Source organism: Paenibacillus sp. YSY-4.3 (genome assembly GCF_054767475.1).
Genome location: NZ_BAABMC010000002.1, coordinates 463872 through 489503, shown reverse-complemented (window position 1 = coordinate 489503; position 25632 = coordinate 463872). Strand labels below are relative to the sequence as shown.

The 25632-nt window shown below is 50.1% G+C and carries 8 protein-coding genes; all 8 read left to right on the top strand.

Annotated features, from left to right (window positions below; translation table 11 throughout):
- Nucleotides 1–19: 19 nt before the first annotated feature.
- Nucleotides 20–2785: an alpha-mannosidase gene (locus ACYUJT_RS08975; protein WP_460320767.1), complete on the top strand. Its 2766-nt coding sequence runs from the start codon at nt 20–22 to the stop codon at nt 2783–2785.
- Between the two features lie 230 nt (nt 2786–3015).
- Nucleotides 3016–3333 (top strand): PadR family transcriptional regulator, encoded by a 318-nt coding sequence (locus ACYUJT_RS08970; RefSeq protein WP_460320764.1) that lies wholly within the window; start codon nt 3016–3018, stop codon nt 3331–3333.
- Nucleotides 3330–3872 (top strand): HAAS signaling domain-containing protein, encoded by a 543-nt coding sequence (locus ACYUJT_RS08965; protein WP_460320762.1) that lies wholly within the window; start codon nt 3330–3332, stop codon nt 3870–3872. The genes ACYUJT_RS08970 and ACYUJT_RS08965 overlap by 4 nt, the downstream gene beginning before the upstream one ends.
- Before the next feature lie 6 nt (nt 3873–3878).
- Nucleotides 3879–4640, top strand: a complete 762-nt coding sequence (locus tag ACYUJT_RS08960) for a DUF4097 family beta strand repeat-containing protein (protein ID WP_460320759.1) — start codon at nt 3879–3881, stop codon at nt 4638–4640.
- Between the two features lie 167 nt (nt 4641–4807).
- On the top strand, nt 4808–5584 hold the full coding sequence (locus tag ACYUJT_RS08955) for an ABC transporter ATP-binding protein (protein ID WP_460320756.1): 777 nt from the start codon (nt 4808–4810) through the stop codon (nt 5582–5584).
- Between the two features lie 3 nt (nt 5585–5587).
- Nucleotides 5588–7999 carry an ABC transporter permease gene (locus ACYUJT_RS08950; RefSeq protein ID WP_460320754.1) on the top strand — a complete coding sequence of 804 codons (2412 nt, stop codon included), beginning with the start codon at nt 5588–5590 and terminating at the stop codon, nt 7997–7999.
- A gap of 411 nt (nt 8000–8410) precedes the next feature.
- Nucleotides 8411–9646: an ACP S-malonyltransferase gene (gene fabD / locus ACYUJT_RS08945; RefSeq protein WP_460320752.1), complete on the top strand. Its 1236-nt coding sequence runs from the start codon at nt 8411–8413 to the stop codon at nt 9644–9646.
- A gap of 31 nt (nt 9647–9677) precedes the next feature.
- Nucleotides 9678–25619, top strand: a complete 15942-nt coding sequence (locus tag ACYUJT_RS08940; RefSeq protein WP_460320750.1) for an amino acid adenylation domain-containing protein — start codon at nt 9678–9680, stop codon at nt 25617–25619.
- The last annotated feature ends 13 nt before the right edge of the window (nt 25620–25632 follow it).

Below are 25632 nucleotides of genomic sequence, written 5' to 3'. Positions count from 1 at the left end.
TAGAAGGGAGTGCCTTGGATTGGCGACGACAAAAAAAACAGCGCACATCATTTCCCACACCCACTGGGACCGGGAATGGTATTTGCCTTATGAGAAGCATCATGTAAGACTGGTGCAGCTTATCGATGCCTTGTTGGATAAGTTGGACGGAGACAGCGAATTTCGCAGTTTCTATCTCGATGGACAGACGATTATTCTGGAGGACTACCTCCAGGTTCGCCCGGAAAATCAAGAGCGGCTGCAGCGGCATATTACCGACGGACGCCTGTTGATTGGTCCTTGGTATATTTTGCAGGATGCGTTCCTGACGAGCGGGGAAGCCAACGTGCGGAACATGCAGATTGGACATCAGGATGCCAAGCGTTACGGAGAGGTAGCCAAAATCGGCTACTTCCCGGATACGTTCGGGCTGGTGGGCCAGACGCCGCAGCTAATGCAGCAGTCCGGGATTACGAATGTGTTCTTCGGCCGCGGTGTAAAGCCGACCGGATTCAACAATACGGTGTCGGACGACGGTTATGAGTCCTCCTTCTCGGAGCTGATCTGGGAAGGGCCGGACGGCTCCAAGGTGCTCGGCATTTTATTTGCGAACTGGTACTCGAACGGAAATGAAGTGCCGGTAGACGAAGCGGAAGCAAGAGCGTTCTGGGACCGCAAGCTGGCGGATGCGGAGAAATACGCCTCGACGAGCGAGCTGCTGTTCATGAACGGCTGCGACCATCAGCCAGTGCAGTTGGACCTACCGGAGGCGATCGAAACGGCGCGGAAGCTGCACCCGGATACGGAGTTCATTCATTCGAATTTCCCGGATTACTTGCAGGCGGTGGAGCAGGCGATAGATAACGACAGTCTGTCGACCGTAAAAGGCGAGCTTCGAAGTCAACGCACGGACGGATGGGGCACGCTGGTCAATACAGCGTCGGCCCGCATCTACTTGAAGCAGATGAACCAGGCAGGTCAGGCGCTGCTGGAGAAGGTCGCAGAACCGCTCGCTTCGTTCGCCCAGGTGTTAGGCCAGGACTATCCGCATCACTTGTTCACCTACGCTTGGAAGACGCTGATGCAGAACCATCCGCATGACAGCATTTGCGGCTGCAGCGTAGATGAGGTTCACCGGGAAATGGTGACGCGATTCGATAAGAGCCGCCATGTTGCCGAAGCGATCATCGACGATAGCAAGCAGGCGATTGCGTCTAAGGTGGATACTTCAGTGTTCGCATCCTTTGGCGAAGATGCGCTGCCGCTTGTAGCGATGAACACGACAGGCTGGACCCGCAGCGGTACGATCAGTGTAGAGCTTGACGCAGCGCGCCTGTATTTGCGGGAAGGCTTCACGCTGGAGGAGACGGCTCGCCGGATGAAAGAGGTCGACCTCTCTGGCCGCGTACTCGTGGATGATCAAGGGAATACGCTGGATGTGACGGTAGAGGATCTTGGTCTTCTGTTCGGCTACGATTTGCCGGATGACAGGTTCCGTCAGCCTTATATGTGCCGCCGGGTGAAGCTGACTTTCCTAGCAGAGCAAGTGCCTGCGCTTGGGCTGCGTGCGTATGCTTGGGTACGCCGAGCTGAGTCTGCAACTTCTAGTTCAGGCGCTGCAGATTCCCGCGTCGGCTCGTCCCTACTACGCGGCGAACGCATTGTGGAGAACGAGCTGCTTCATGTCGAAATTGCTGACGACGGTTCGTTCTCGCTCACCGACAAGGCGACAGGCCGTGTCTACCGCGATCTTGGCGTGTACGAGAACACCGGAGATATCGGGAATGAGTACATGTACAAGCAGCCAGAAGGAGAAGCGGCGTTGACGACGAAAGGACTTCCGGCTCGTATTTCCGTATTGGAGGATACGCCGTATCGCGCCTCCATCGAGATTGCGCATGATTGGGCAATTCCAGCTTCGGCGGATGCTAAGCTGGATGAGGAGCAGCGTGCGCTTGTGTATTATCCAGAGCGTAAAGCACAGCGGAGCCGTGAGACGGTAATCCTGAAGCTGCGGACGATCGTGTCCATGGAGCGCGGCGGCAAAGGAGTTCATATCGAGACAACGCTCGATAACCAGGCCAAAGATCACCGGGTGCGGGCCTTGTTCCCGACGGATTTGTCAGCGTCTGTGCACCATGTCGATTCGATGTTCGAAATCCCAGTACGGGATAACGAGCCGGCTCTGGAATGGGCCAACCCGAGCAATACTCAGCATCAGCAAGCGTTCGTGGACGTGAGCGATACAGAGGCTGGAGCAGGACTAACCGTGGCTAACCTTGGCTTGAATGAATACGAGGTGCTGCGTGATGGCCGCAACACGATTGCGATTACATTGCTGCGCAGCGTAGGTGAGCTTGGTGACTGGGGCTTGTTCCCGACGCCGGAAGCGCAGTGCCTTGGGGAGCATACGGTACGGATGGAGCTGATCCCGCATTCCGGGGATGGCATGACGTCTGGCGCGTATGCGGAAGCATACCAGTTCCAGATTCCATGGACAGTGTGCCAGACTGACGTGCATGATGGAGTGATTGCGCCGAATTATACGCCGTTCCAATGGGAAAGCACGGAGCTTGCGTTCTCTTCACTGAAAATGAATGAGGAGACAGGAGATCTGCTGCTGCGCTGGTACAATATGGGGCATCAGCATGCAGAGCTTGCGATGACATGTGAAATTCCCCATCAGTATTTCTATAAGACGACGATTCTGGAAGAACCGCAGGGGCCGATTTCCGGCAATACTGGGGGAGGATTGTCCATGCTGGTGTTCCCAAGTGAGATTGTGACTGTGGGCATACGCCGATAAGTGAAGCTAGGTTTGTCTGATAAGACTGTCTTCAAGGCCGTTGGGCTAAGGGGGCAGTCTTTTTTTAGATGCTGCTTGTCAGCACTTCAGCCCGTTATTCTAGATTTGGGCTTAAAATGGGAAAAAATATAATAACAGGTATCTTGCAATATACAGTACTGAATGTTAATATATGTATATCCTAACTACTGTTCATTGAGTAGTACTGAGTAAAGCGGTGGTGAGAAACGATGAATATCCAATTCAAGAAAGGTGTCTTGGAGCTTTGTGTTCTCGTCTTGACGGCTAAGAAGGATCGTTATGGTTATGAGCTGGTGGAGCAGATCTCACGCAGATTCGAAATTGCGGAAGGAACTATTTATCCCCTGCTTAGAAGGCTCGCCTCAGAAGGCTTATTTTCAACCTATCTTCATGAATCATTGGAAGGCCCTCCAAGAAAGTACTATAAGATTACGGAACAAGGAAGGGAAGTCATGAATGAGCTTGTATCGGAATGGAGCAAATTTGCTGTAGGAGTACAAGAGATGATCGAGGAGGGCTTAGAATGAATAAAGAGGCGTATTTAAACGAACTGCTTCAATATTTAAAGCCGCTTCCTCCAGCCGAAAGAGAGGATATCTTGGCCGACTACATGGAGCATTTTGAGCAAGCCGAGCTCAGCGGACGATCCGAAGAGGAAGTGATTCTTAGGCTAGGGGAGCCGCGATTGGTTGCCCGCGAGGTGCTTGCCCAGTCCCAAATCCAGAAGGCGGGAAAATCTCCTTCGCTCCCCAATGTGACTAGAGCGGTTATGGCAACGGTGAGCTTAGGTTTGTTCAATTTAATCATTGTATTTCTGCCATTTATCGCTTCCTTAACTGTGCTTGCCGGATTGTATGGATTTTCCCTCTTCTTGATCATATCTCCCATCCTGCTCATTATTCAGCATCAATCGGTTTCGATCCTCATCAATGATTTCTTCCTTATGCTTGGCCTAGTCGGTGCAGGACTATTATTCATGATTGGAGCGTTAAAGATTACCCGTCTTTATTACAAGCTGGTAATCCGGTATTTATGGTATAACTTGAAAGTTATAGGGAGGTTATGATTTATTTTGACTAAAAACATGCGAAATATATTAAGACTTTCGATTATTCTGATTGCTGTTGCGGTAATAGGTAATGTAGTGATGTATTTGATGGGGAATTCCCCATTCAACGTAGAGAAGTTTGACATTCAAAGATCCGTTAGTACGGAGCAAGTCAAAGAGCTGTATATTCGTGCAGAGACTGGGACTGTGAAGATAATCCCGATTGAAGGAAATGAGATTAAGGCGACTTTGGAGGGAACAACAACGAAGAAATGGCTGAAGGACTATCACTTAGTCGTGGAGGAGGAAGGGGAGCGGACCCGGATTGAAATCGTACAGGACAGCAGAATGCGCTTGTTCGACCTCTACACGAAGCTTGAGTTAACGGTAGGCATACCCGCTGTTAAGCTGGATCAACTGCAGGCCGTTACGGATACGGCGAGTATCCATGTAGATTCGGTGCAGGCGAATGAATATGAGCTGGCTAGCGATACAGGCGCTATAGGCATGAATATAGCCGAGGGTCTCCTGAACGTAAAGTCGGACACCGGGGCAATCGATATAGCCCTTGAACGAATTAACCATGACATTAAGGCTGTAACAGATTCGGGCGACATCACAATACAAACGGCTGAGGCACCTGAAGCACTTCGCACCAAACTAGAAGCAGATTCCGGACAAATCAACGTCACATTACCCCACTACGCAGATGGTTATATCGGCGAAGGAGGACCATTAGTGCATCTTTTCTCCGACACCGGCAACCTCATTATTGAACATAAATAAACATCCCTCTCGTTATACACCTGCCTACTAGATATGCAAAATAACCATTCACCATGATCATAACAATAATTTTGTCAAATGAGATGAACCCGTTGGCCACTTGCGCGCTTTGAATGTAAAAAAATGATATTTAAAATATAAAATGTAATTTTGAAGGAGGAGTACTTATGATTACGGCCAATGCCAAAAAGGTTGCTATGATCGAGGCGGTTAATTTGTGTAAATCCTATTCCACGGGAACTGAACAGTTTCATGCGGCCAAAGGCGTAAATCTTGAATTGTATGAGGGGGATTTCACGGTCATTATGGGCAGCTCGGGTTCAGGTAAATCAACGCTGCTATATCTGCTAAGCGGTCTGGATACGCTAACTTCCGGAGAGGTATATTTCAAAGGCCAGCGAATCGACCAATATTCGGAGAAGGAAATCACGGATTTTCGATCCAACAAAATCGGCTATGTGTATCAGTCTATCAACTTAATCCCGGATTTCACCTTGCTGGAAAATGTCGCTTTTCCAGGATATGTGGCCGGTCGAGGCAAGAGTGAAATTAATATCCAGGCCATGAATCTGCTGCAAATGATGGGCATTGCAGAGCAGGCGGACCGACTGCCGTCTCAGGTATCCGGCGGACAGCAGCAGCGGGCAGCCATCGCCCGGGCGTTGATCAACTCCCCTGAGGTTATTTTTGCCGATGAGCCAACGGGGGCACTTAGTCAGGAGCAAGGCACGATCATTCTGGATATTTTGACGCAGATGAACCAAAAATCCCAATCCATTGTTATGGTCACTCATGATATTAAGGCAGCCTGCAGAGCGGATCGCCTGATTCTGGTGAAGGACGGAAACATAGACGGGATTCTGGACCTTGGCAAGTATTCTCCGGATCAATTGAAAGCGAGGGAAAACCAAATCTTTATGTTTATGTCAGGAAAGGGGCGGTAACGGATGTATGCGATATGGAAGCTATGCTGGTCGAATCTAAAAAATAAAAAAGTACAAAACAGCTTCATGGCCATCATCATCATGTTATCTGCCCTGCTTCTCTCCACGGCAATATTGGTCATCAACAACACGAACCGGGTATATGAGGATATGCATGCCAAGGTTCATGGCGCCCATCAGATTCTGCGCCTAGAGAACGGTATTCATGACCCTAATCAGGTTCATCAGTGGTGGGCGGAACAAAAGGGAGTTACGGCCTCGGAGATGATGCGGTACCGCTATCTTTCCAGCATGTCTCATGCCGGTGAAGAAATTCCTAATGTCGATTTGTTTATGATGGATACGCCGGATGGTCCTTTTCCTGTCGATAAGCTCTTGTTTGTGCAAGGGAGAGAGACGCAGGCTCCTAAGCCTGGAACGGCCTGGATTCCGACATCTCTCGCTTATTCCAACGATATACAGGTAGGCGATCCGATCGAATTCAAGACGGACAAAGAAACCTTCAGCCTGCAGGTCGCTGCGGTAGTTGTGGACATCTCGTACTGTTCACCATTTGCGACCAGCGGGAGAATATGGATGAATGGCCAGGATTACAATACCCATATGTCCTCGCTGCAAGGCAACAACATGTACATGACAGGGCTGCGTTTTGATGATTATAGCCAAAATCGTGCTTACTGGGAAAGTTTCGAGAAGTTCCTGGGCACGCCTTACCTGGAGTCGGTGAAAGACTTCGAGAGCATCTCCTCCTATTACATGATCGCCAATCAAGTCATCAGCTTTATTATGGTCTTTCTTGCGGTAGTCATGATATCGGTTGCTCTGTACACGCTTGGATTTACGATTTCAGATGCGATTTTGTCGAGCTATAAGACGATTGGTATTATCAAATCTGTTGGCTTATCTTCTCGCAAGGTGGTTGCAGCTTATGTGACGCAATATACGCTGCTGGCAATCGTCTCGGTCATTCCGGGAATTTTGCTAAGTTACATCTTCTCGAACAAAATCGTTAGCAGCTCGATGGCCTATCTCAATACAGGCACAGCGGATATGAATGTTCAATTTTCGGCCATTGCGATATGGGTCGGTTTAGCGGTGATCGCGGTCATATACCTCTCAGCCCTGCTGTTCTCGTATAAAGCCCGCGGTATTGAGCCGGCACAGGCGATTCGTTACGGCATGTCGGAGAAGGATAGTTCTAGACAATCAAGCCGAGGAGGCATTTGGAAGAAGAAGCTGCTGAAGTTGGGTTTCCTCCCCACGGAGATGATTATCGGACTAAGGGGCGTGACGAAAAATATACGGGGTTCTGTACTGATCATTTTGATCTCAGCGTTGTCTACTTCGGTGCTCGTTTTCGGATTTTTGTTCGTGTACAGCATCTCCTCCATTCATGGCACGATTGCGAAATGGGGGTATGATTCGGCTGACCTATCGGTAAGAATTGATAATCCAGTAAAATTGACCTATGAACAGCTTCGCGAAGAAGTGCTATTGGATCAAAGGGTCAAGAACTATAGCCGATACGGAGACGCCAATGCCGTATTGCCGATCAACAAAGAATTGGCGGCCGGAATGGAGCAGGATACGATGGGGATTTTGCTTACGGTTGCTGAGGGAAACTATGATGAGATTGGTTATGAGAACGTTAAAGGGCGCAATCCGATGAACGACCAAGAAATTTCAATCGGCGTCAATATCGCTAAAAGTTTGAACATCGATGTAGGCGATCCGCTCGACATTTACATTGAAGGCGCAAAGCATACGCTTACCGTGACGGGGATCTATCAGGCAATCGCGAACATGTCCTATACGGGACGAATAACGGCTGACGTTGTTAGAGAGGTTAACCCCGACTATGGGGCCGTAATGAATACGACCTTCATCAACCTGCAGGACGGCGTCTCCATCGATCAATTCGTAAGCGAACTGCACGATAAATACGGCAGCGCAATCTGGACGGCAAGCCAAGCGACGCTCGTTGATGAAGTGTTCTCTCAGGCAGTTACAATATTGATATTGCCGATGTCTGTTATGGCTCTGTTGTTCATCGTAATTACGTTCGTCATTATCTATAGCATCTGCCGTATCAACATGAAGAAGGAGAGCCGAACCTATGGCATTTACAAATCGATTGGCATGACTTCCAGGCAAATTCGCATGTCGGTGACTGCTGGAATATTAGTAGTTTCGGCGATTGGGGCTTTAGTGGGAGTTCCCCTCGGATTAATAGGTCTTCCTCCTCTGCTTAACTTCATTCTGGCCGATTACGGTATTGTCGAAGTACCGTTGATTATGAATGGGGGAGGGATTGCCGCGATGATTCCTCTGAGTATCGTGGCTGCATGTCTGGGATCATGGTTCGCCTCCAGATCTGTTCAAACGACATCGCCGCGAATCTTGACGGTCGAATAAATAAATTTTTTTACTAGTCCAAAATTCATGAAAATAAATGTTTGCAAAAAACGGCTTGCTGGCCTGTCCAGCGGCCTTTTTGCTTCTTCTGAAAAAAATCATAATACAACATTTTTAACATGAAACTTACAAAATTCTTACATTATTTGGATTGACTTTGAAAAAGAACATGGTTAATGTTATTTTATGGGAAGCAAACTCAATTATGTATTTATGTAATTTTAAAGGTTAAATGACATTAAAACCCTCAACTTTAGAACTCTGTTTTCTAACCACTTTGATACACCCACGACTCAACATTAATCGCTAAAACAACCTACTCGAAATGCAAGTAACTCTCTAACTCACAATTCAATTCACTCACAAAATTTGGAAAAATGTCAAAAAACAATAGGGAATTGAGGTCTGCTTATGACAAAAACGGCCTTTTTGTTTCCGGGGCAAGGATCCCAATATGTCGGTATGGGAAAAAAATTGCGGGATCAATTCACTACAGCAAGACATCTGTTTGAGGAAGCAAATGATACATTAGGCTTCGATCTGGCAAAACTATGCTTCGAAGGCAGTCCATTAGAACTTATGCAGACGATGAACACGCAGCCGGCTATTATGGCGGTTAGTGTCGTCGCCTTTGAGATCGGCAGACGGGAGTTAGGCTGGGAGCCCTATTTGCTGGCTGGACACAGCCTTGGCGAGTATTCCGCTCTTGTGTGCAGCGGCGTCATTTCGTTCTCGGACGGGCTTCGTATCGTCAGAAAACGCGGAATGCTGATGCAAGCAGCAGTATCTTCCGGTCTTGGGGCCATGGCAGCCGTGATCCGTGCCTCTCGAGAGGAATTGGAGCTTTTGTGCCGTCAGGTTTCAACGGAAACGAAGCAGGTTGTCGTTGCCTGCTGCAATTCACGGTATCAGCATGTGATAGCCGGCCATCAGGAGGCGGTCCGTACCGTTGTTGAGAGGCTGGAAACCGTGCCAGGCGTTAGCGTGAAGTATTTAAATGTCAGCGCTCCGTTCCACAGCCCGCTAATGCAGTCGGCGGCGGATCAGCTGATTATTGAATTGGAGCAATATAAAACCCAAGATGGGAAATGGCCCATTGTTTCCAACGTCACTGCTCGGCCCTACCAACGGCAGGAGCTGAATGGGCTGCTTTATCGCCAGATGACCCACCCGGTTCGCTGGCTTGAGACGATGGAGTATATGTATCGCAATGGAGTCGACCGGACGGTCGAAATCGGACCGCGCCAGGTTCTGACTCAGCTTATGAATGAGAGCTATCCTACCATAGAAACCCACCATTTTGACAATCCACTAGAAATAGAGCATTTAAGTTCCGTGTTCAGCGCAGAGAATAACCGTACAGCAATTATCACCAGCCTCCAGGGGGCTTTGACGGCAGCTATCATTGCCCGGAGCCGCAATGAAGATGCCGATCAGCATATGAAGGGCGTTATTTCGCCAATCCACCAAGTTAGAAAACTTATAGAACAGATTGACCGTGATCGAGGCCTGAATATGTCTCAGGCGATACAACAGATCAATGAGCAGCTGCAACTGATCTTGACGACCAAGCGATTATCGTTGGATGAACAGATAAGGATTACTAGAAAAATACCATCAAGCTGTACGGAAGCGGCAGTAAATTAATCGATAATACTTTTTTTCTGGGGGGAAGAATGTGTTTACGAAGCAATTTACAACACTTATTGACGTAATTCAGGAGCGAGGCAAGTCAGAGGACAGGGGCATTATCTTTATTGAGGGAGATGAGCAAGAGGCTCGATTGACCTATAAGGAACTGTATGAGGAAGCTTGCGGATTTTTAGGCTATCTCCAATCACAGGGCGTAAGTCAGGGGCAGGAAGTCGTGTTTCAAATCGAGGACAATCGACATTTTGTCATTGCCTTCTGGGCCTGCATTTTAGGTGGGATGATTCCGGTACCCGTCAGTACGGGGAACAACGATGAGCATAAGATAAAGGTGTTTAGAATTTGGGGGGTGCTGCACCGGCCTTATCTCATAACAGAATCAAAAATATTGCTAGATTTAGAGAAATATACGGGGAAGAGCGGGCAAACCCATTTATATGACTTAATTCGTGACAACGTTACACTCGTTGACAATAACGAGGTATTCATGCGGCAGCATAATCCGCAAATACATAGTGCCAGGGCTGAGGATATCGCGTTTATTCAATTCTCATCAGGCTCCACGGGCGATCCGAAGGGAGTCATGCTGACGCACAGAAACCTGATTTATAACACCAATGGCATAATCAACGGTTCGAAAATCACCGCCGAGGATTCCTATTTGCAATGGATGCCCTTGACGCATGATATGGGACTGATCTGCAATCATTTGACTCCGCTAGTAGCTGAGCTAGAGCAGTATATCATGCCTACGTCCTTATTTATTCGACAGCCTGTCTTGTGGATCAAAAAGGCTAGCGAACATCGTGTTAGTGTTCTTTCGTCGCCGAACTTTGGTTATAAATATTTCCTGCAATTTTTCAAAACAGAAAAGGCCAGCGAATGGGATTTATCGCGAATTCGCATCATCTATAACGGTGCAGAGCCGATATCGACCGACTTATGTGACTCTTTTTTGAATACGCTCGCGCCTTACGGATTGAAGCGAACCGCCATGTGCACCGTTTATGGTCTGGCCGAAGCCTCTGTAGGAGTTGCTATTCCCCCGGTTGAGGATGAATTTGTGACCCTTTACGTTGATCGCGAGCAATTAAACATCGGCAGCCGGGTTGTTGAAGTGGACAAGCACTTTGCTGGAGGACTGTCCTTTGTCGAGGTGGGGGTCCCTCTTGATTACTGCCAATTCCGGATTTGCGATGAGGCGGATCATGAACTAGACGATGGTATCGTTGGTCATATACATATCAAGGGGCATAACGTTACCCAGGGATATTACAACAACCCTGAGGCGACGCGGAATATATTGACGGATGACGGCTGGGTGCGGACGGGGGACTTAGGGTTTCTACGTAACGGCCAGCTGGTTATTACGGGGCGGGCTAAGGATATTATTTTTGTAAATGGGCAGAACGTATATCCTCATGACTTGGAGCGGATCGCCGAGGAAGTAGAAGGAGTAGAGCTTGGCAGGGTGGCTGCAAGCGGGGTTTACAATGCGGAGCTCAAGAAAGAAGAGATCGTTTTATTTGTCGTATCCAAGAAAAAAATCGAGAAGTTCTACCCGACTATGCTGGAATTGAAGCGGTTGTTGAATCAACGAGGCGGTTGGGAAATCGCCGATATCGTTCCTATAAAACGGATGCCCAAAACAACCAGCGGCAAGGTGCAGCGCTACAAGCTAGCGCAGCAATATAAGGACGGTGAATACACCGAGGTATCGCAGGAATTAAGGGAGATAGCCCGCACAATTGAAGCGTCAAAGCTGGAGATGGCAGAAAAGACTGAAAAGCCGGAGAGAACTGAGGATCTGGGGAAACAGGAGCATGTGAACAAGCAGGATGGGCCCCTGCCGAAGACCCAGGCTCTGCCTGGCAATACGCTGCTTACGCAAAGCGAGATTGAGCGAACAATTCAGCGAATTTGCCGGGAAGTGTTGGAGAAGGACGGAATTGGCATTCGGGACAGTTATTTCGATATGGGGGCAAACTCTCTTCATTTAGTGCAAATTGCCGACCGGATCGAGAAGCAGTTTTCGATTCAACTGGAGGTCGCCGATTTATTCGCCTACCCCTCGATTGCTGAACTCGCCAAGTATCTTAAAACAGAAGCGAACGTGCAGAGCAGTAAAGATGTGGAAGAAGGCGAATCAGCTCAATACGGGAGGGACATTGCCATTATCGGAATGTCCGTGTATTTGCCAGGCGCTGAGACCCTTCAAGAATATTGGAGCAATTTGACGGCGGGCCGGGATCAGATCGGTGAATACCAGGCCAACAGACGGGAGGATGCCAAAGATTATTTGTCAGTTATCGGCTGGAATAAGAATGAAGCCGATTTTAGGGTCGGCGGCTATTTGGACGAAATCGATAAGTTCGACTATGCCTTCTTCAAGCTGACTCCAAATGAAGCCAAGCTAATGGATCCGAACCAGCGGCTATTTACACAGCAAGCTTGGCATACGCTCGAGGATGCAGGATATGCGGGGAATCAGCTGCGCGGTCGCAATGTAGGGGTGTATGCCGGGTTTTCCAAGGTAGGCTATGATTATGAGCGTTTGATTTCCAAACATGAACCAGAGCGGATTTCGAATTATGTCGTTGGGAATTTACCGTCGGTTCTAGCTAGCCGAATCGCGTATTTTCTCGATTTGAAAGGGCCAGCGGTCACAATCGATACAGCCTGCTCCTCCTCCTTGGTCGCCGTACATATGGCGTGCCAAGCGATTCGCAGTGGCGAATGCGAAATGGCACTCGCCGGCGGTGTCAGAACATCGCTGCTGCCATTATCGCTGGGACTCGATATGGAATCGGAGGACGGATATACCCGTGCCTTTGATGCGGCTTCCGATGGAACGGGAGTTAGTGAAGGTGTAGCATCGGTGCTGTTAAAGCCGCTTCATCAAGCAATTCAGGACGGGGACCATGTCTACGCCGTCATTAAAGGCAGTGCGATAAATCAGGATGGTACGACGGTAGGCATTACCGCTCCTAACCCTGCTTCGCAGACGGAGGTCATTCAAGCTGCCTGGAAGGACGCCGGGCTTGATCCGAATACGCTCGCCTTTATCGAAGCTCATGGAACGGGGACAAAGCTCGGCGATCCTGTCGAATTTTCTGCTTTGGAGAAAGCATTTGCCAGATATACGGATAAGAAGCAATATTGTGCGCTTGGTTCGGTGAAGGCGAACATCGGGCATACCTTTGAAGCGTCCGGTATCGCCAGCTTGATTAAATCGGCATTGATGCTGAAACATCGGCAAAACCCGCCGTTGGTTCACTTCCGGGAACCAAATAACAACATCAAATTGGAACAATCCCCTTTTTATATCAATACAGAGCTTGCATCATTCGATGATACCCGGCAGCCTCTGCGCTCCGGCGTGAGCTCCTTCGGCTTCAGCGGCACGAATTGCCACGTCGTTATGGAAGAGTACGTGGATCAGCTGCCGCAGACAGCAGATCTCGACAATGGACAGTCTTATATTTTCGCTCTGTCGGCGAAGAATGAAGCTTCGCTTCAGCAACTGGTTCACAGGTATATTAGCCACTTAGCCATGACACCACATCAGTTAATCGGAGATATTTGCTATACGGCAGCTGCCGGGCGGGCTCATTTGGAGCATCGAATTGCCTTTGTATGCGCATCGCGGGAGGAGTTGTCCCGCAAGCTGGAGAGTATTGCCGCAGACAGCGCAAAGGACGGAATATTCAGGGGTGTGTACCGGGTAGTTCCGGAGTCGGGAAGGCAGCGCATGTTAGGTGAGATCACGGAGGACGAACTGAACGCAATCAGCGAAGAAGCGGCTGAGAAACTGCTGGATATCTCCACCACCGGTTTGGCAGTCCAGGATCGGTTAGAGCACATATGCGAGCTGTATGTTCAAGGCGCCCGCCTGAACTGGGAGGCACTGTACCTGCAGCAATCCGTCCGTAGAATACCTTTACCGTTATATCCTTTTGAACGGAAACGCTGCTGGATAGAAATTGAACGTATCGATAATCAAGAAGTGGAGGAGAATTCGATGTCTAATCCCGGTGAACTGCTGGTGACGGCTGTTGAAGCCTCTGATCTGTCGGCTGAGGTACAAAATACGATTACGAAAATGGTAAGCGAAGCTTCAGGTTTGGATGAAGCTGAAATCGACGAGCATGCTCATTTCCTTGAGATGGGACTGGATTCTATCATGCTTGTGCGAATCCGTAAGGAAATAGAAGAGATTTATAGCTTGGATATTGCGATAGAGCGCTTTTTCGACTCGATTACAAATGTGTATAGCTTGACTCAATATATTCTCGAGAATGCCGCTGTCCGCCAGACGACAGCTGTGACGGCGGTAGCCGAAGCCAATCTCCTTGAAGAGGCATCACAGCAGCATTCGATGCTGCAAGGGGCGGAAGAGCAGCAGCGGCAAGCGGCGGCGACGGCAACCCTAGAGCTGGAGAGAGTGAGATCCCCGCAGGTGGGAGAATTAATAACTCCGCTCGTCGGCAGTTCGGCGATGGAACGGATAATAGCTCGGCAAATTGAGCTTATGAGCCTTCAGCAGCAAAGTGTATCCGATATTCTTGGGCGCCAGCTTGATCTGCTAAGCGGAACGAAGGATGCCGCCGAAGGTACTCATGCTGTAGCAGGCGTTCAAGCAGCGGCAAGCGTTCAAACTGCCGTGCGGCCTACTCAAGCGGCGCAATCCGCTCAAGCGATCCAAGTTGTTAAAGCCAATAAGCCTTCACAGGACGAACCTAAGCCGTTCATTCCTTATCAGCCGATGATCATCGGAGAAGACGGTAATTTTACTGCGCAGCAGCAGGCATATTTAGACCGTTTCTTTATCGAATACATGAGCCGTACCCGGGGCTCCAAAGCTTATACCCAGCAAACTCGTGATGTACATGCCAATAACCGCAATGTTTCGGGGTTCCGCTCTTACTGGAAAGAAGCAATTTATCCGATCGTGGCGGAGCGATCCTCCGGGTCGAAGATGTGGGACGTGGACGGTAATGAATATATCGATTTGACGATGGGATTCGGTGTTAACCTATTGGGTCATAATCCTGATTTCATCGTAGAGGAGATGAAGGCTCAATCGTCCTCTTCGCTGCCGCCTTTAGGGCCCATGTCCGATCTGGCCGGCGCAGTGGCAGAGCGCATTAGCCGGATGACGGGGGTCGATCGAGTAGCTTTCTACAATTCGGGCACGGAGGCCGTTATGGTGGCCTTGCGTACGGCGAGGGCAGCTACGGGGCGTTCGAAAGTCGTGATTTTCTCCGGTTCTTATCACGGTACTTTTGATGGGGTATTAGGAGTAGCTAATCCGGAGTCCGATGAGGCATCCGCGCTTCCGATGGCGCCAGGCATCCAAGGGAATTACGTTCGCGACGTATTGATGTTGAATTACAATAAGCCGGAATCATTGGAGATTATCCGCAAGCATGCCCATGAGCTTGCCGCGGTAATCGTGGAGCCTGTGCAAAGCCGCAGGCCGGATTTGCAGCCGCGCAAGTTTTTGCAGCAACTCAGGGAAATTACCTCTCAATCAGGCACCGCGCTTATTTTTGACGAAGTAATTACTGGTTTTCGCATCGGTCTAGGCGGAGCTCAAGCTTGGTTTGGCGTGCAGGCGGATCTGGTCGTTTACGGCAAGGTGGTAGGTGGAGGCCTGCCGATTGGCATCGTTGCGGGCAAGGAGCAATTTATGGATCCGATCGACGGCGGAAAGTGGAATTTTGGCGATGCTTCCTACCCGACGAAGGCCGCGCAAAAGACGTTTGTAGGTGGCACCTTCTGTACACATCCGTTAACGATGCGCGTAGCTCTGAAGACGATCGAATATTTGGAATCACAAGGTGCTGCTCTTTACGAGGAGCTGAATCGCAAAACGGATTATTTGGTACGGGAATTGAACTCTTTCTTTAAGGAAAGAAGCATTCCGATTTATCTGGTCAATTACGGTTCGTTGTTCCGCTTCGTGTCCTTCGGGGACATCGAATTGTTCTTCTATCATTTGATCCATAAAGGGCTTTACGTTTGGGAAGGCCGCAATTGCTTCTTGTCTACAGCACATACGTTGGAGGATATAGACACGATTATTCGTATCGTCAAAGAAAGCGTCGGCGATTTGCAGCGCGGCGGGTTCCTGCCGGGCACGCCGCAACCGCCGGACGATGATGACGGGAAGAGGACGTCGAAATTGTCCAATGAGCAGAAGCAGCTATGGATTTCCTCGGTCTCCAGCAGCCCGGCTTCCGCGTCATTAAACGAATCTGTTCTGCTCAAAATGGAAGGTGCGCTAGACGTACAGATATTACGGCAAGCAGTAAGTGTATTGATGCGGCGGCATGAGGCTTTGCGAACAGTGATTGATCCTAGCGGAGAGTTTCAAACGATTCTGCCGGAGCTCCCGGCTCCGGTTGCCGTGGAAGATCTTCGTTCTCGCTCCACGAGCGAGAGCAAGGCTAAGCTGGACAATTGGCTGGCCGCGGATGCTTCCAGAGCATTCAATCTGCATGCCGAGCAGCCGTTGTTTCGTATAACGGTGCTCCACATGGCCGATGAAGATTATGTTTTGGCGCTTGCCTTCCATCATATCGTCGTGGACGGCTGGTCGATCGCGGTATTTGTAGGTGAGCTGGAGGAGGTATACTCGGCCATTTGCGTTCAGCGTGCTCCTGGGCTGCCGCAGCCGGTTCCGTTCCACAAATATTTGCAATGGCAGGAGCGGCTGCAGCATGAGCCCGAGGCCGATGAGGCCGCGGCATTCTGGTTGGAACGCTTCTCCGAACCTATCTCGACCCTGCAATTGCCTTCGCCGGACGGGCATTTGGCGAGGAAGACGTTCAGCGGGGACAGGCAGACATTGAAGCTGGATCGCGCGCTCACGAAGGAATTACGAGCCTTGAGCATAAGGAGCAAGAACAGCTTGTTCATTACAATGCTTGCTGCCTATGGCCTGTTCCTGCATCGGCTTGCCGGGCAGAGGCAAATTGTTGTCGGCATTCCAACGGCCGGACAGTCTCATATGGGCGAGACCCATCTCGTGGGAAATTGTGTGAACATGCTTCCGGTATATACAGAAATTCATGGCAGCGACTCGGCGGCGGATTATCTTCTTACCGTGAAAACGGCGATGCAGCAATTGGATCGATACCAGAACTATTCTCTGGCGAGTTTGGCCGAACGGATACCCGGGGCGCATATGCCGGCTATGAACATTTTGTTCAATATGGATCGACCTGTTCGAAAGCTGAATTTCAGCGGGCTGGATACGGAGCTCGTGCCGTACCCGGTTCAGCATTTGCATTATGATTTATTCCTGAACATAACGGAGGTTCAGCAGGAGTTGTGGCTTGACTTTGATTACAGCACGGATTTGATCAAGCCGGAGGTTATGCAGCACTGGGTGGAGGGATATCGTCGATTATTGCTCTCGATAGTTCAGGATTCCTCTATGAAAGTTTCCCGGCTTTCGGTCATTACGGATGAGCAGGCTCATTTCTTAGCGAAGCTTGAAAATAGCCACGGGGGAAAGTGTATTCTGGATAATTACGGGGAGCGAGTCCCCCTTGGCGTTACAGGTGAACTACATATACCGGAGACGGAGGGTATGGTCCTGACGGGACAATTAGCGATGTTCATGCCGTCCGGAGAACTGAAAATTTGTGGTGATGCAGACCGCATTGCCGAGCATCGAGGATACCGTATCAATTTAGTGCAGCTGGAGGAAGCGCTGCTGGAGCTGCCGAGCTTAAGGCATACCCAAGCAGTTGTACGAATGGTCGCCGGACATCACGCCCCGGAGCTCGCAGCATATATTGCTGCGCCAGCCAAGACGATCGATGAGTCGCTGGTCAGGGCCGAAATGACAGAGCGCCTGCCGGATTATGCGATGCCAACTCATGTTATTGTGCTGGAATCGTTTACGCTGCTGGAGGACGGGTCGATTGACGAGAGTTCGCTCCCGGTTCCGGATATAATGCGGCAGAAGCAGGGGCCTTTAAGTGAGACGGAGGCTGGGCTTGTTCGACTTTGGAGCGAGCTCCTGGGAATAGAGAGGATCGGCGTCCATGACCATTTTGCCTCGCTAGGAGGCAACTCACTGAAAGCGACGGTCATGCTGTCGCGAATCTATCAGGAATTCGGCATTCAAATTCCAATCGGGCAATGGTTCCAATACCCGACGATCCGCAAGCTAGCCGGACTTATTGATGGCGGGTCGGCAGAATCATTCCAGCCGATTCCGGTGCAAGAGCCGCGGGATACTTATGAGATCTCGGCGGCGCAGAGGCGCATTTATATTTTGGAGCAGCTGGATGCTGGTACGCTAGTTCACAACATTCCTGGACAAATCTCGCTTCGAGGCATGCTTGACGTTGAGCGGCTGATCGCGGCTCTTCGGCATATCGTTAGTAGACATCAGGTGTTCAGAACGTCGTTTGAAATCGAGGGACATGAAATCGTTCAACGTATAGGCGAGGAGGTTGTATTGAACGTACCGTGTACCGAGCTGTCTCGTCCGGAGGAAGCGGAACAGAGATTCCAGCATTTCGTGCAGCCGTTCGATCTGACCAAAGCGCCGTTGTTCCGGGCTGAGCTTGTGAAGCTGTCGGCTGTTGAGCATATTTTGTTTGTCGATATGCATCATCTGATCTCGGATGGCTATTCTATGGCCGTGTTTATGAAGGAGCTTGTGGAGTTGTACGAAGGGCATGCGCTGCCGGAGTTAAAAGTACAGTATGCCGATTTTTCTGTCTGGCAGAATCAGACTGTGAATGATCTGACAATAAGTGAGCAGGAAGCATACTGGCTTCACCAATTCGAAGGAGACTTGCCTGTCCTAAATTTACCGACCGATTATCCGAGACCCAGTCAACTTAGCATGGAAGGACAGCGGCTGTCTGCCCGCTTGGACGAGCGGTTGACGAAGCGGCTCCGCCGGTTGGCGAACGAGACCGATACAACCTTGTTCATGGTTATGCTGTCCGCTTATAAAATTTTGCTTCATAAATATACCGGGCAGGACGATCTGGTCGTAGGGACGCCGGTATCGGGACGCAATCATCCAGACATTGAGCCGCTGATCGGTGTGTTTATCAATACAGTCGCTATTCGCAGTTATCCTGCCAAGGATAAGGCGTACCGCGAGTACTTGGAGGAAGTACGGCGCAGCAGCATCGAAGCATTCGACAATCAGGATTACCCGTTCGAGCTGCTCGTTGATCGGTTGAATATTCAGAGGAATCTCAGCCGCAATCCGCTGTTTGATACGATGTTTATTTTACAGAACATGGATATGGAGACGGTGTCCGGAGCAGGCGTTATTTTCAGGCCGGAAGAACGTAATCCCGGAGTGTCGCCCTATGATTTAACTTTGAGCGCAGAGGATTGGAGCGAGGAGTCCATTGCGGTGAACCTCGATTACAGCACGAAGCTGTTCAAGCGGGACAAAGCCGAGCAGATGTTAGCCCACTATGTGAACATTTTGAGTATCGTCGCAGAGAACGCAGATGTCCTTTTGTCCCGGATTGATCTGTTATCCCCAGAAGAGCGGCAGCGTCTGCTTATTGAATTCAACGCAACAGATTTGCGCTATGACAAGCAGTTGACGATTGACGAGCTGTTCCAGCGTCAGGCCGAGCGTACACCCGATGACATTGCCGCGGTATGGGCTAACAAGTCCTACACCTACAAGGAACTCGACGTGAAATCCAGCCGGCTCGCGGCTGCTCTCCGCAAGAAAGGGGTAACGCCAGGAACGATTGCAGGCGTGATGGTTAAGCGCTCGATCGATATGATCATCGCTTTGTTAGGAGTATTGAAAGCGGGAGCAGCCTATCTGCCGATTGATCCCGATTATCCGGCGAAGCGCATCGAATATATGCTGACAGACAGCGGCTCGCAAATTTTGCTGACCGAAGCGGAGTTGGCGAATCACGTCAATTGCGAAGCGGCGACGATATTCGTCAATGATGAGAGCCTCTACCTGGAGGAGAACGACGAGCGGGAATTTCGCAGTCATACAGCCGATCATAATGCCTATGTCATTTACACATCCGGCTCCACAGGCAATCCCAAAGGCGTCATGATTACTCATCAAGCCGTTCACAACTTCATTGAAGCGATGGCTCAAGAAATAGATTTTACCCCCGGGAAAAACATACTGAGCCTGACGACGATTTCTTTCGATATTTTTGTCCTGGAAACATGGGTGCCGTTAACGAAAGGATTAACCATCGTCATAGCAAACGAAAACGAGCAGCTTGATCCTAAAGCTCTGCACCAGCTTATTACAGCTCATAACGTGCAAATGCTGCAAATTACCCCGTCCCGTTTGAAAATGCTGATGTCCGGCGATCCGGAAATGGCTTTTCTTGAAAAAGTGACCGACATTATGCTCGGCGGAGAACCTATGCCGATTCATTTACTACATCAGCTGCAAGGCTTCGCCCATTTACGGATTTACAATATGTACGGCCCGACGGAGACGACGGTCTGGTCCTGTGTAAGCGATCTGACGCGCAACCATAACGTGGACATCGGTCGGCCTATTGCCAACACACAGGTTTATATCGTGGATGCGGATGATATGCTCGTCCCAGTCGGAGTGCCTGGGGAGCTGTGTATTGCGGGAGACGGCTTGGCGGCGGGCTATTGGCAGCGGGAAGATTTGACGGAACAGAAGTTCATCGACAATCCGCATGTCCCAGGCCACAAAATGTACCGCACGGGCGATTTGGCGAAGTGGAGAGAGGACGGCTGCCTTGAATATATCGGCAGAACCGACTTCCAGGTTAAAATCCGCGGGTACCGGATCGAGCTGGAAGAAATCGAGAAAACCATGATCTCACACTTGCCGGTGGTGGAGGCCGTTGTCGTAGCCAAGGAGGATGAAGGGGGCAACTACTATTTATGTGCCTATTTCGTGCCCGAAGATAGCGGGGCTGAGCTTGGATCTATTCGGGAGAAGCTGCTTAACACGCTGCCCGAATATATGGTGCCATCCTACTTTATTGCGCTGGAGCAGATGCCGCTAACGCCCAATGGCAAAATCGATAAGAAAGCCTTGCCGAACCCGGAAACCAGCCATTCCGCTATGGCTTCCTATGCACCGCCGAGCAATGAGGTAGAAGAACGACTGGTTCATATATGGAAAGAGGAGCTCGGCCTTGAGCAAATCGGCATCCACGACAACTTTTTTGAACGAGGAGGACATTCCTTAAAGGCGACGATTTTAATCTCGAGAATGAACAAAGAGTTCGGCGTGGACATTCCTGTGCGCGGCATTTTTCAATATCCTACGATTCAGGGCGTAGCAGAGCTTATTCAGAAATCTGTTCATAAGTCATTCGCTGAGATACCGGTCATAGAGACGAAGAGCCATTATGCCGTGTCGGCAGCGCAGAGACGCTTGTTCATTCTGAATCAGATGAACGGGCCGAATACGTCGTATAACATGACGGCTGCTTTTGAAATTCAAGGAGAATTGGACACGGAAAAGCTGGAGGATGCCTTCCGCGCCATGATGCAGCGGCACGAAGCATTCCGTACCTCGTTTGAACTCGTAGAAGGGGAGCCGGTACAGGTCGTCCATCCGGAAGCCGAGTTCAAGCTTGAAAATTACGGGAAGGCAAGCGATGCCGAATTGGAGCATATAGCCGCGCAATTTGTCGCCCCCTTTGATTTAAGCAGCGCGCCTTTATTCCGGGCAGGCCTCGTGCAGAGGAACGAGAACGACTACGTACTGTTGATCGACATGCATCATATTATTTCCGACGGCACGTCTGTTGGGGTATTCATGGAGGAGTTTAATGCATTATACAGCGGGGCAGATCTGCCGGAGCTGCGCATTCAGTATAAGGATTATGCTGCTTGGCATAACGGGCAGCTAGCGGAAGGAGCTTACGAAAGTTATAAGCAATATTGGTTAGATCAGTTTGCGGGAGAGCTGCCGGTGTTAGACCTGCCAACCGATTTCCCGCGGCCGCAGCAGCATAGCTATGAGGGGACCAAGTTGGAGCATGCTGTCGGCCGGGAGTTGACGGCTCAATTACAGCGATTAGCCAAGGAGACGGGAACGACGCTGTACATGATTCTGCTGGCCGGCTACAGCATCTTGCTGTCGAAATACGCCGGACAGGAGGATGTCATTGTTGGTTCTGCGGTAGCAGGCCGGGATCATGCAGATGTACAGCAGGTGATGGGAATCTTCGTCAATACGCTGGCTATGCGGAGTAAGCCGGAGGGGCAGAAGAGCTTCCGCACCTACCTGGAGGAAGTGAAGGAAATCTGCTTGAACGCTTATGAGCACCAGCAGTATCCATTTGAGAGCCTGGTGGAGGCGCTGGCGATTCCGCGGGATTTAAGCCGCAGCCCACTGTTTGACGTCATGCTGACGATGCAGAATGCAAGTGAAGATGATTTTCAAATGGAGGGTTTGACGGTCAAGCCTTATTCGCTTGAGCAGCAATCGACCAAATTTGATATTTCCCTGCTTGCGGAAGTGACGGACGATGACATTATTCTGGAGTTCGTCTACTGTACGCAGCTGTTTACCAACGACACGATGCTGCGCTTTGCCCGGCACTTCGTTCATATTCTGCAAACGGGCGTGGAGCAGCCGGAGCTGGAACTGGCGAAGCTATCTCTTCTAACCGCTGAGGAGAAGCTGGCGCAGTCAATTAGCCGTAGAAGTCCAGTTCAAAGTAATAGTTACAGCCCAGGTCAAGGAGACAGCCACACGCAAACTCAAACTGCTGCAAGCACCGAAGAGCAGCCTGAATTCCGCACCATTGTTGAATGGTTCGAAGCTCAGGCGGAGCGCACGCCTGATCATACGGCCCTCGTCTTTGGAAATGAAAGATGGAGCTTCTCTGAACTGAACGCCAAAGCTAACCGGTTGGCGAGAATGATGTTAGAGAGTGGCTTTGCGGCTAGTGGCGGCCTTGCTGGAATCGTCATGGAGAATCGGCCGGAGACCATTGCAGCCCTGATGGCTGTCCTAAAGGCGGGAGGAGCTTATCTGCCGATCGATCCCGAGTTCCCGGCTGGCCGGGTGGATTATATGTTAACCAACAGCGGCGCTCAGTTCCTGCTGACTTATGCCGATCACTTGCATGGAACGGAGAGCGTGACCGAGGTATTTTTGCTGGATCACCTTAGCACGTATGAAGGACAAGGGCAGAACTTAAATATTCAAGTAAGCGAGCACGATCTGGCTTATGTCATTTACACCTCTGGCACAACCGGAACACCTAAGGGCGTCATGCTTGAACATCGCAATTTGACGAACTATGTGCACTGGTTTACGACTTCTCAGCGGATTGCTGGAAGCGACAAGACGATGCTGCTCTCCTCGGCCAGCTTTGACCTGTGCTATACAGCTTTGTATCCTGCCCTTGTTAGTGGCTGCGAGCTGCATTTGCTCGACCGCCATGATTACGTCGATCCCGAATATGTGCTGGATTATATTGCGACGAACGGTATCAGCTTCATTAAGGCGACGCCTTCCTTATTCCATATTATGGTGAACCATGAACGTTTCGAGACGAGAAATCTGCTGAGTTCATTGAAGCTGATCGTGCTTGGCGGAGAAAAAATGAAGGTGCAGGACATCGAGCGATACTACGAGCGGTACCCGGATGTCAGGTTCGTGAATCATTATGGTCCTACGGAAGCGACTATCGGCTGTATAGCCTACCCTATGAAGCGGGCTGACTTCCAGGCATTCTGCAAGCAGCCGGTCATCGGCAAGCCGATCTTTAATGCTGAGGCGTATATTATGGATGCCTATGGAAATTTGCTGCCGGACGGGGTCCCAGGAGAGCTGGCCATTGCAGGCGGCGGCTTGGGGCGCGGCTATTTGAATGACCCGGAACTGACAGCGCAGAAGTTCGTTCCTCATCCGCTCGACCTTGGGCAAAGGCTATATAAAACGGGAGACCGAGCCAAAAGATTGCCAAACGGCGATATTGAGTTCATCGGCAGAATGGATCATCAGCTAAAGATTAGAGGCTATCGCGTCGAGCTGGCCGAGATCGAGGCGCAGCTTATGGAGCATTCCGATGTGCAGGAAGTGGCGCTTACCGTCAAGGAGAGCGCTGAAGATACGAAATATTTGTGCGCGTATATTGTGACACAGCAAGGGTTGACAGCATCTGATATGCGGGGTCATTTATCCGATCGGCTGCCTTCTTATATGCTCCCTGCGGCTTATGTATTTCTTGATCACATGCCTTTGAATGAGAACGGCAAGCTGGACTATAAAGCGCTGCCTGAGCCGCTTATCGAAATTGAGCCTGCAGATGTATATTCGGCTCCGGCGAATGAGATCGAGGAAGCAATGGTACGGGTGTGGGAGGATACGTTAGGTATTAAAGGCATTGGGACGGATCATCATTTCTTTGAATGCGGCGGAGATTCGATCAAGGCGCTGCAGGTATCGTCCAGGCTCATGACGCATGGCCTGAAGATGGAAATGAGGGATTTATTCAAATATCCGACGATCCGGGAACTGAGCAGGTATGTGCAGATTTCCGCCCGCAAAATCAGCCAGGAACCGGTGGTGGGGGAAATAGGGCTTACCCCGATTCAACATCGGCTGTTCGAACAGAAATGGGAGCATGTTCATCATTACAATCATTCTGTCATGTTGTACAGGCGGGAAGGATTTGAGGCTGAGCTGGTTGCGGAGGCCTTCGATCGAATGGCAGAGCATCATGATGCGCTACGCATGAGGTTCAGCTTGGGAGATAGCGGAGTCGTCCAGTTCAATCAAGGCATTGAAGGGCAAACTTTCCACCGATTAAATGTCTTCGATGTGACGGCAAGTGGAGATCCGCATGCGGAGATCGAGCGGCAATCGGCCAAACTGCAGGCTGAGTTGAACATCGAGAAGGGACCGCTGATTCAATTGGCCGTCTATCATACCGCACTGGGTGATTATTTGCTGATCATTATTCATCATCTGGTCGTTGACGGTGTATCCTGGCGCTTTATTCTGGAGGATTTCGCTGCCGTTTATGAACAATTGCTGGATCAGACAGCGGTTATGCTTCCGGAGAAGACTCACTCCTTCCAAGAGTGGTCACAAGGGCTGGCGCAGTATGCCTCCAGCAAAGGGTTGTTGAAGGAAGCTAGATATTGGGAAGCCGTCGAACAGGCGTCAACGGCTGAGCTGCCCGTCGATCATAAGATCGACTTCAATGAAGCCGGGGATCATGCCACGGTGAAGCTGGCATTGGATGCCGAGTTAACCCGAAGCCTGTTAACGGATGTCCACCATGCTTACAGCACGGAAATCAATGATATTCTGCTGGCAGCCTTAAGCCGTACGCTCCAGGAATGGGCAGGCGCCGCCTCCGTGCTGATTCAACTTGAGGGACATGGGCGGGAAGCAATCGCGAAAGGGCTGGATGTATCAAGAACTGTGGGGTGGTTCACCTCGATATTCCCATTCGTGCTTGGTGCTGAAGGAACGAAGGATTTAGACGAGGTCATTAAGCGAACCAAAGATGCTTTACGGCGGATTCCAGGCAAAGGGCTGGGCTACGAAATTCTCAAATATTTAACGGCCAGCAATCCAGACATTGAGCTCCCGCTGCATTTCCAGCTTAAGCCGGAAATTGTGTTCAACTATTTGGGACAATTCGGCGGTACTGCCGCTCAGACCAAGCTGTTTGAGCTAAGCGATATACCTGCAGGGCCTGAAGTGGGGGCGCAGATCATGAGAGCTCATAAGCTCGAATTGAATGGAATGGTGGTCGGAGATCAATTCACCTTGGATATTCACTACAACAAATACCAGTATCGTCCGGAAACGATACAAGGGCTGGCCCATCTTTATCAAGAGCATTTAACTCAGATCATTCGGTATTGCTGCACAAAGCAAGTCAAGGAAATCACGCCTACAGACTATCAATACAACAAACTTTCGCAAAAACAATTGGATGCGATATCCCAGCGGCTGAAGAAGAAGTAATGCTGCCGAAAGT

Bases quoted from the DNA above. Each gene is read 5' to 3' on its own strand.
- ACYUJT_RS08970 (WP_460320764.1), top strand. From the start codon at position 3,016: ATGAATATCCAATTCAAGAAAGGTGTCTTGGAGCTTTGTGTTCTCGTC.
- ACYUJT_RS08965 (WP_460320762.1), top strand. From the start codon at position 3,330: ATGAATAAAGAGGCGTATTTAAACGAACTGCTTCAATATTTAAAGCCG.
- ACYUJT_RS08955 (WP_460320756.1), top strand. From the start codon at position 4,808: ATGATTACGGCCAATGCCAAAAAGGTTGCTATGATCGAGGCGGTTAAT.
- ACYUJT_RS08950 (WP_460320754.1), top strand. From the start codon at position 5,588: ATGTATGCGATATGGAAGCTATGCTGGTCGAATCTAAAAAATAAAAAA.
- fabD (WP_460320752.1), top strand. From the start codon at position 8,411: ATGACAAAAACGGCCTTTTTGTTTCCGGGGCAAGGATCCCAATATGTC.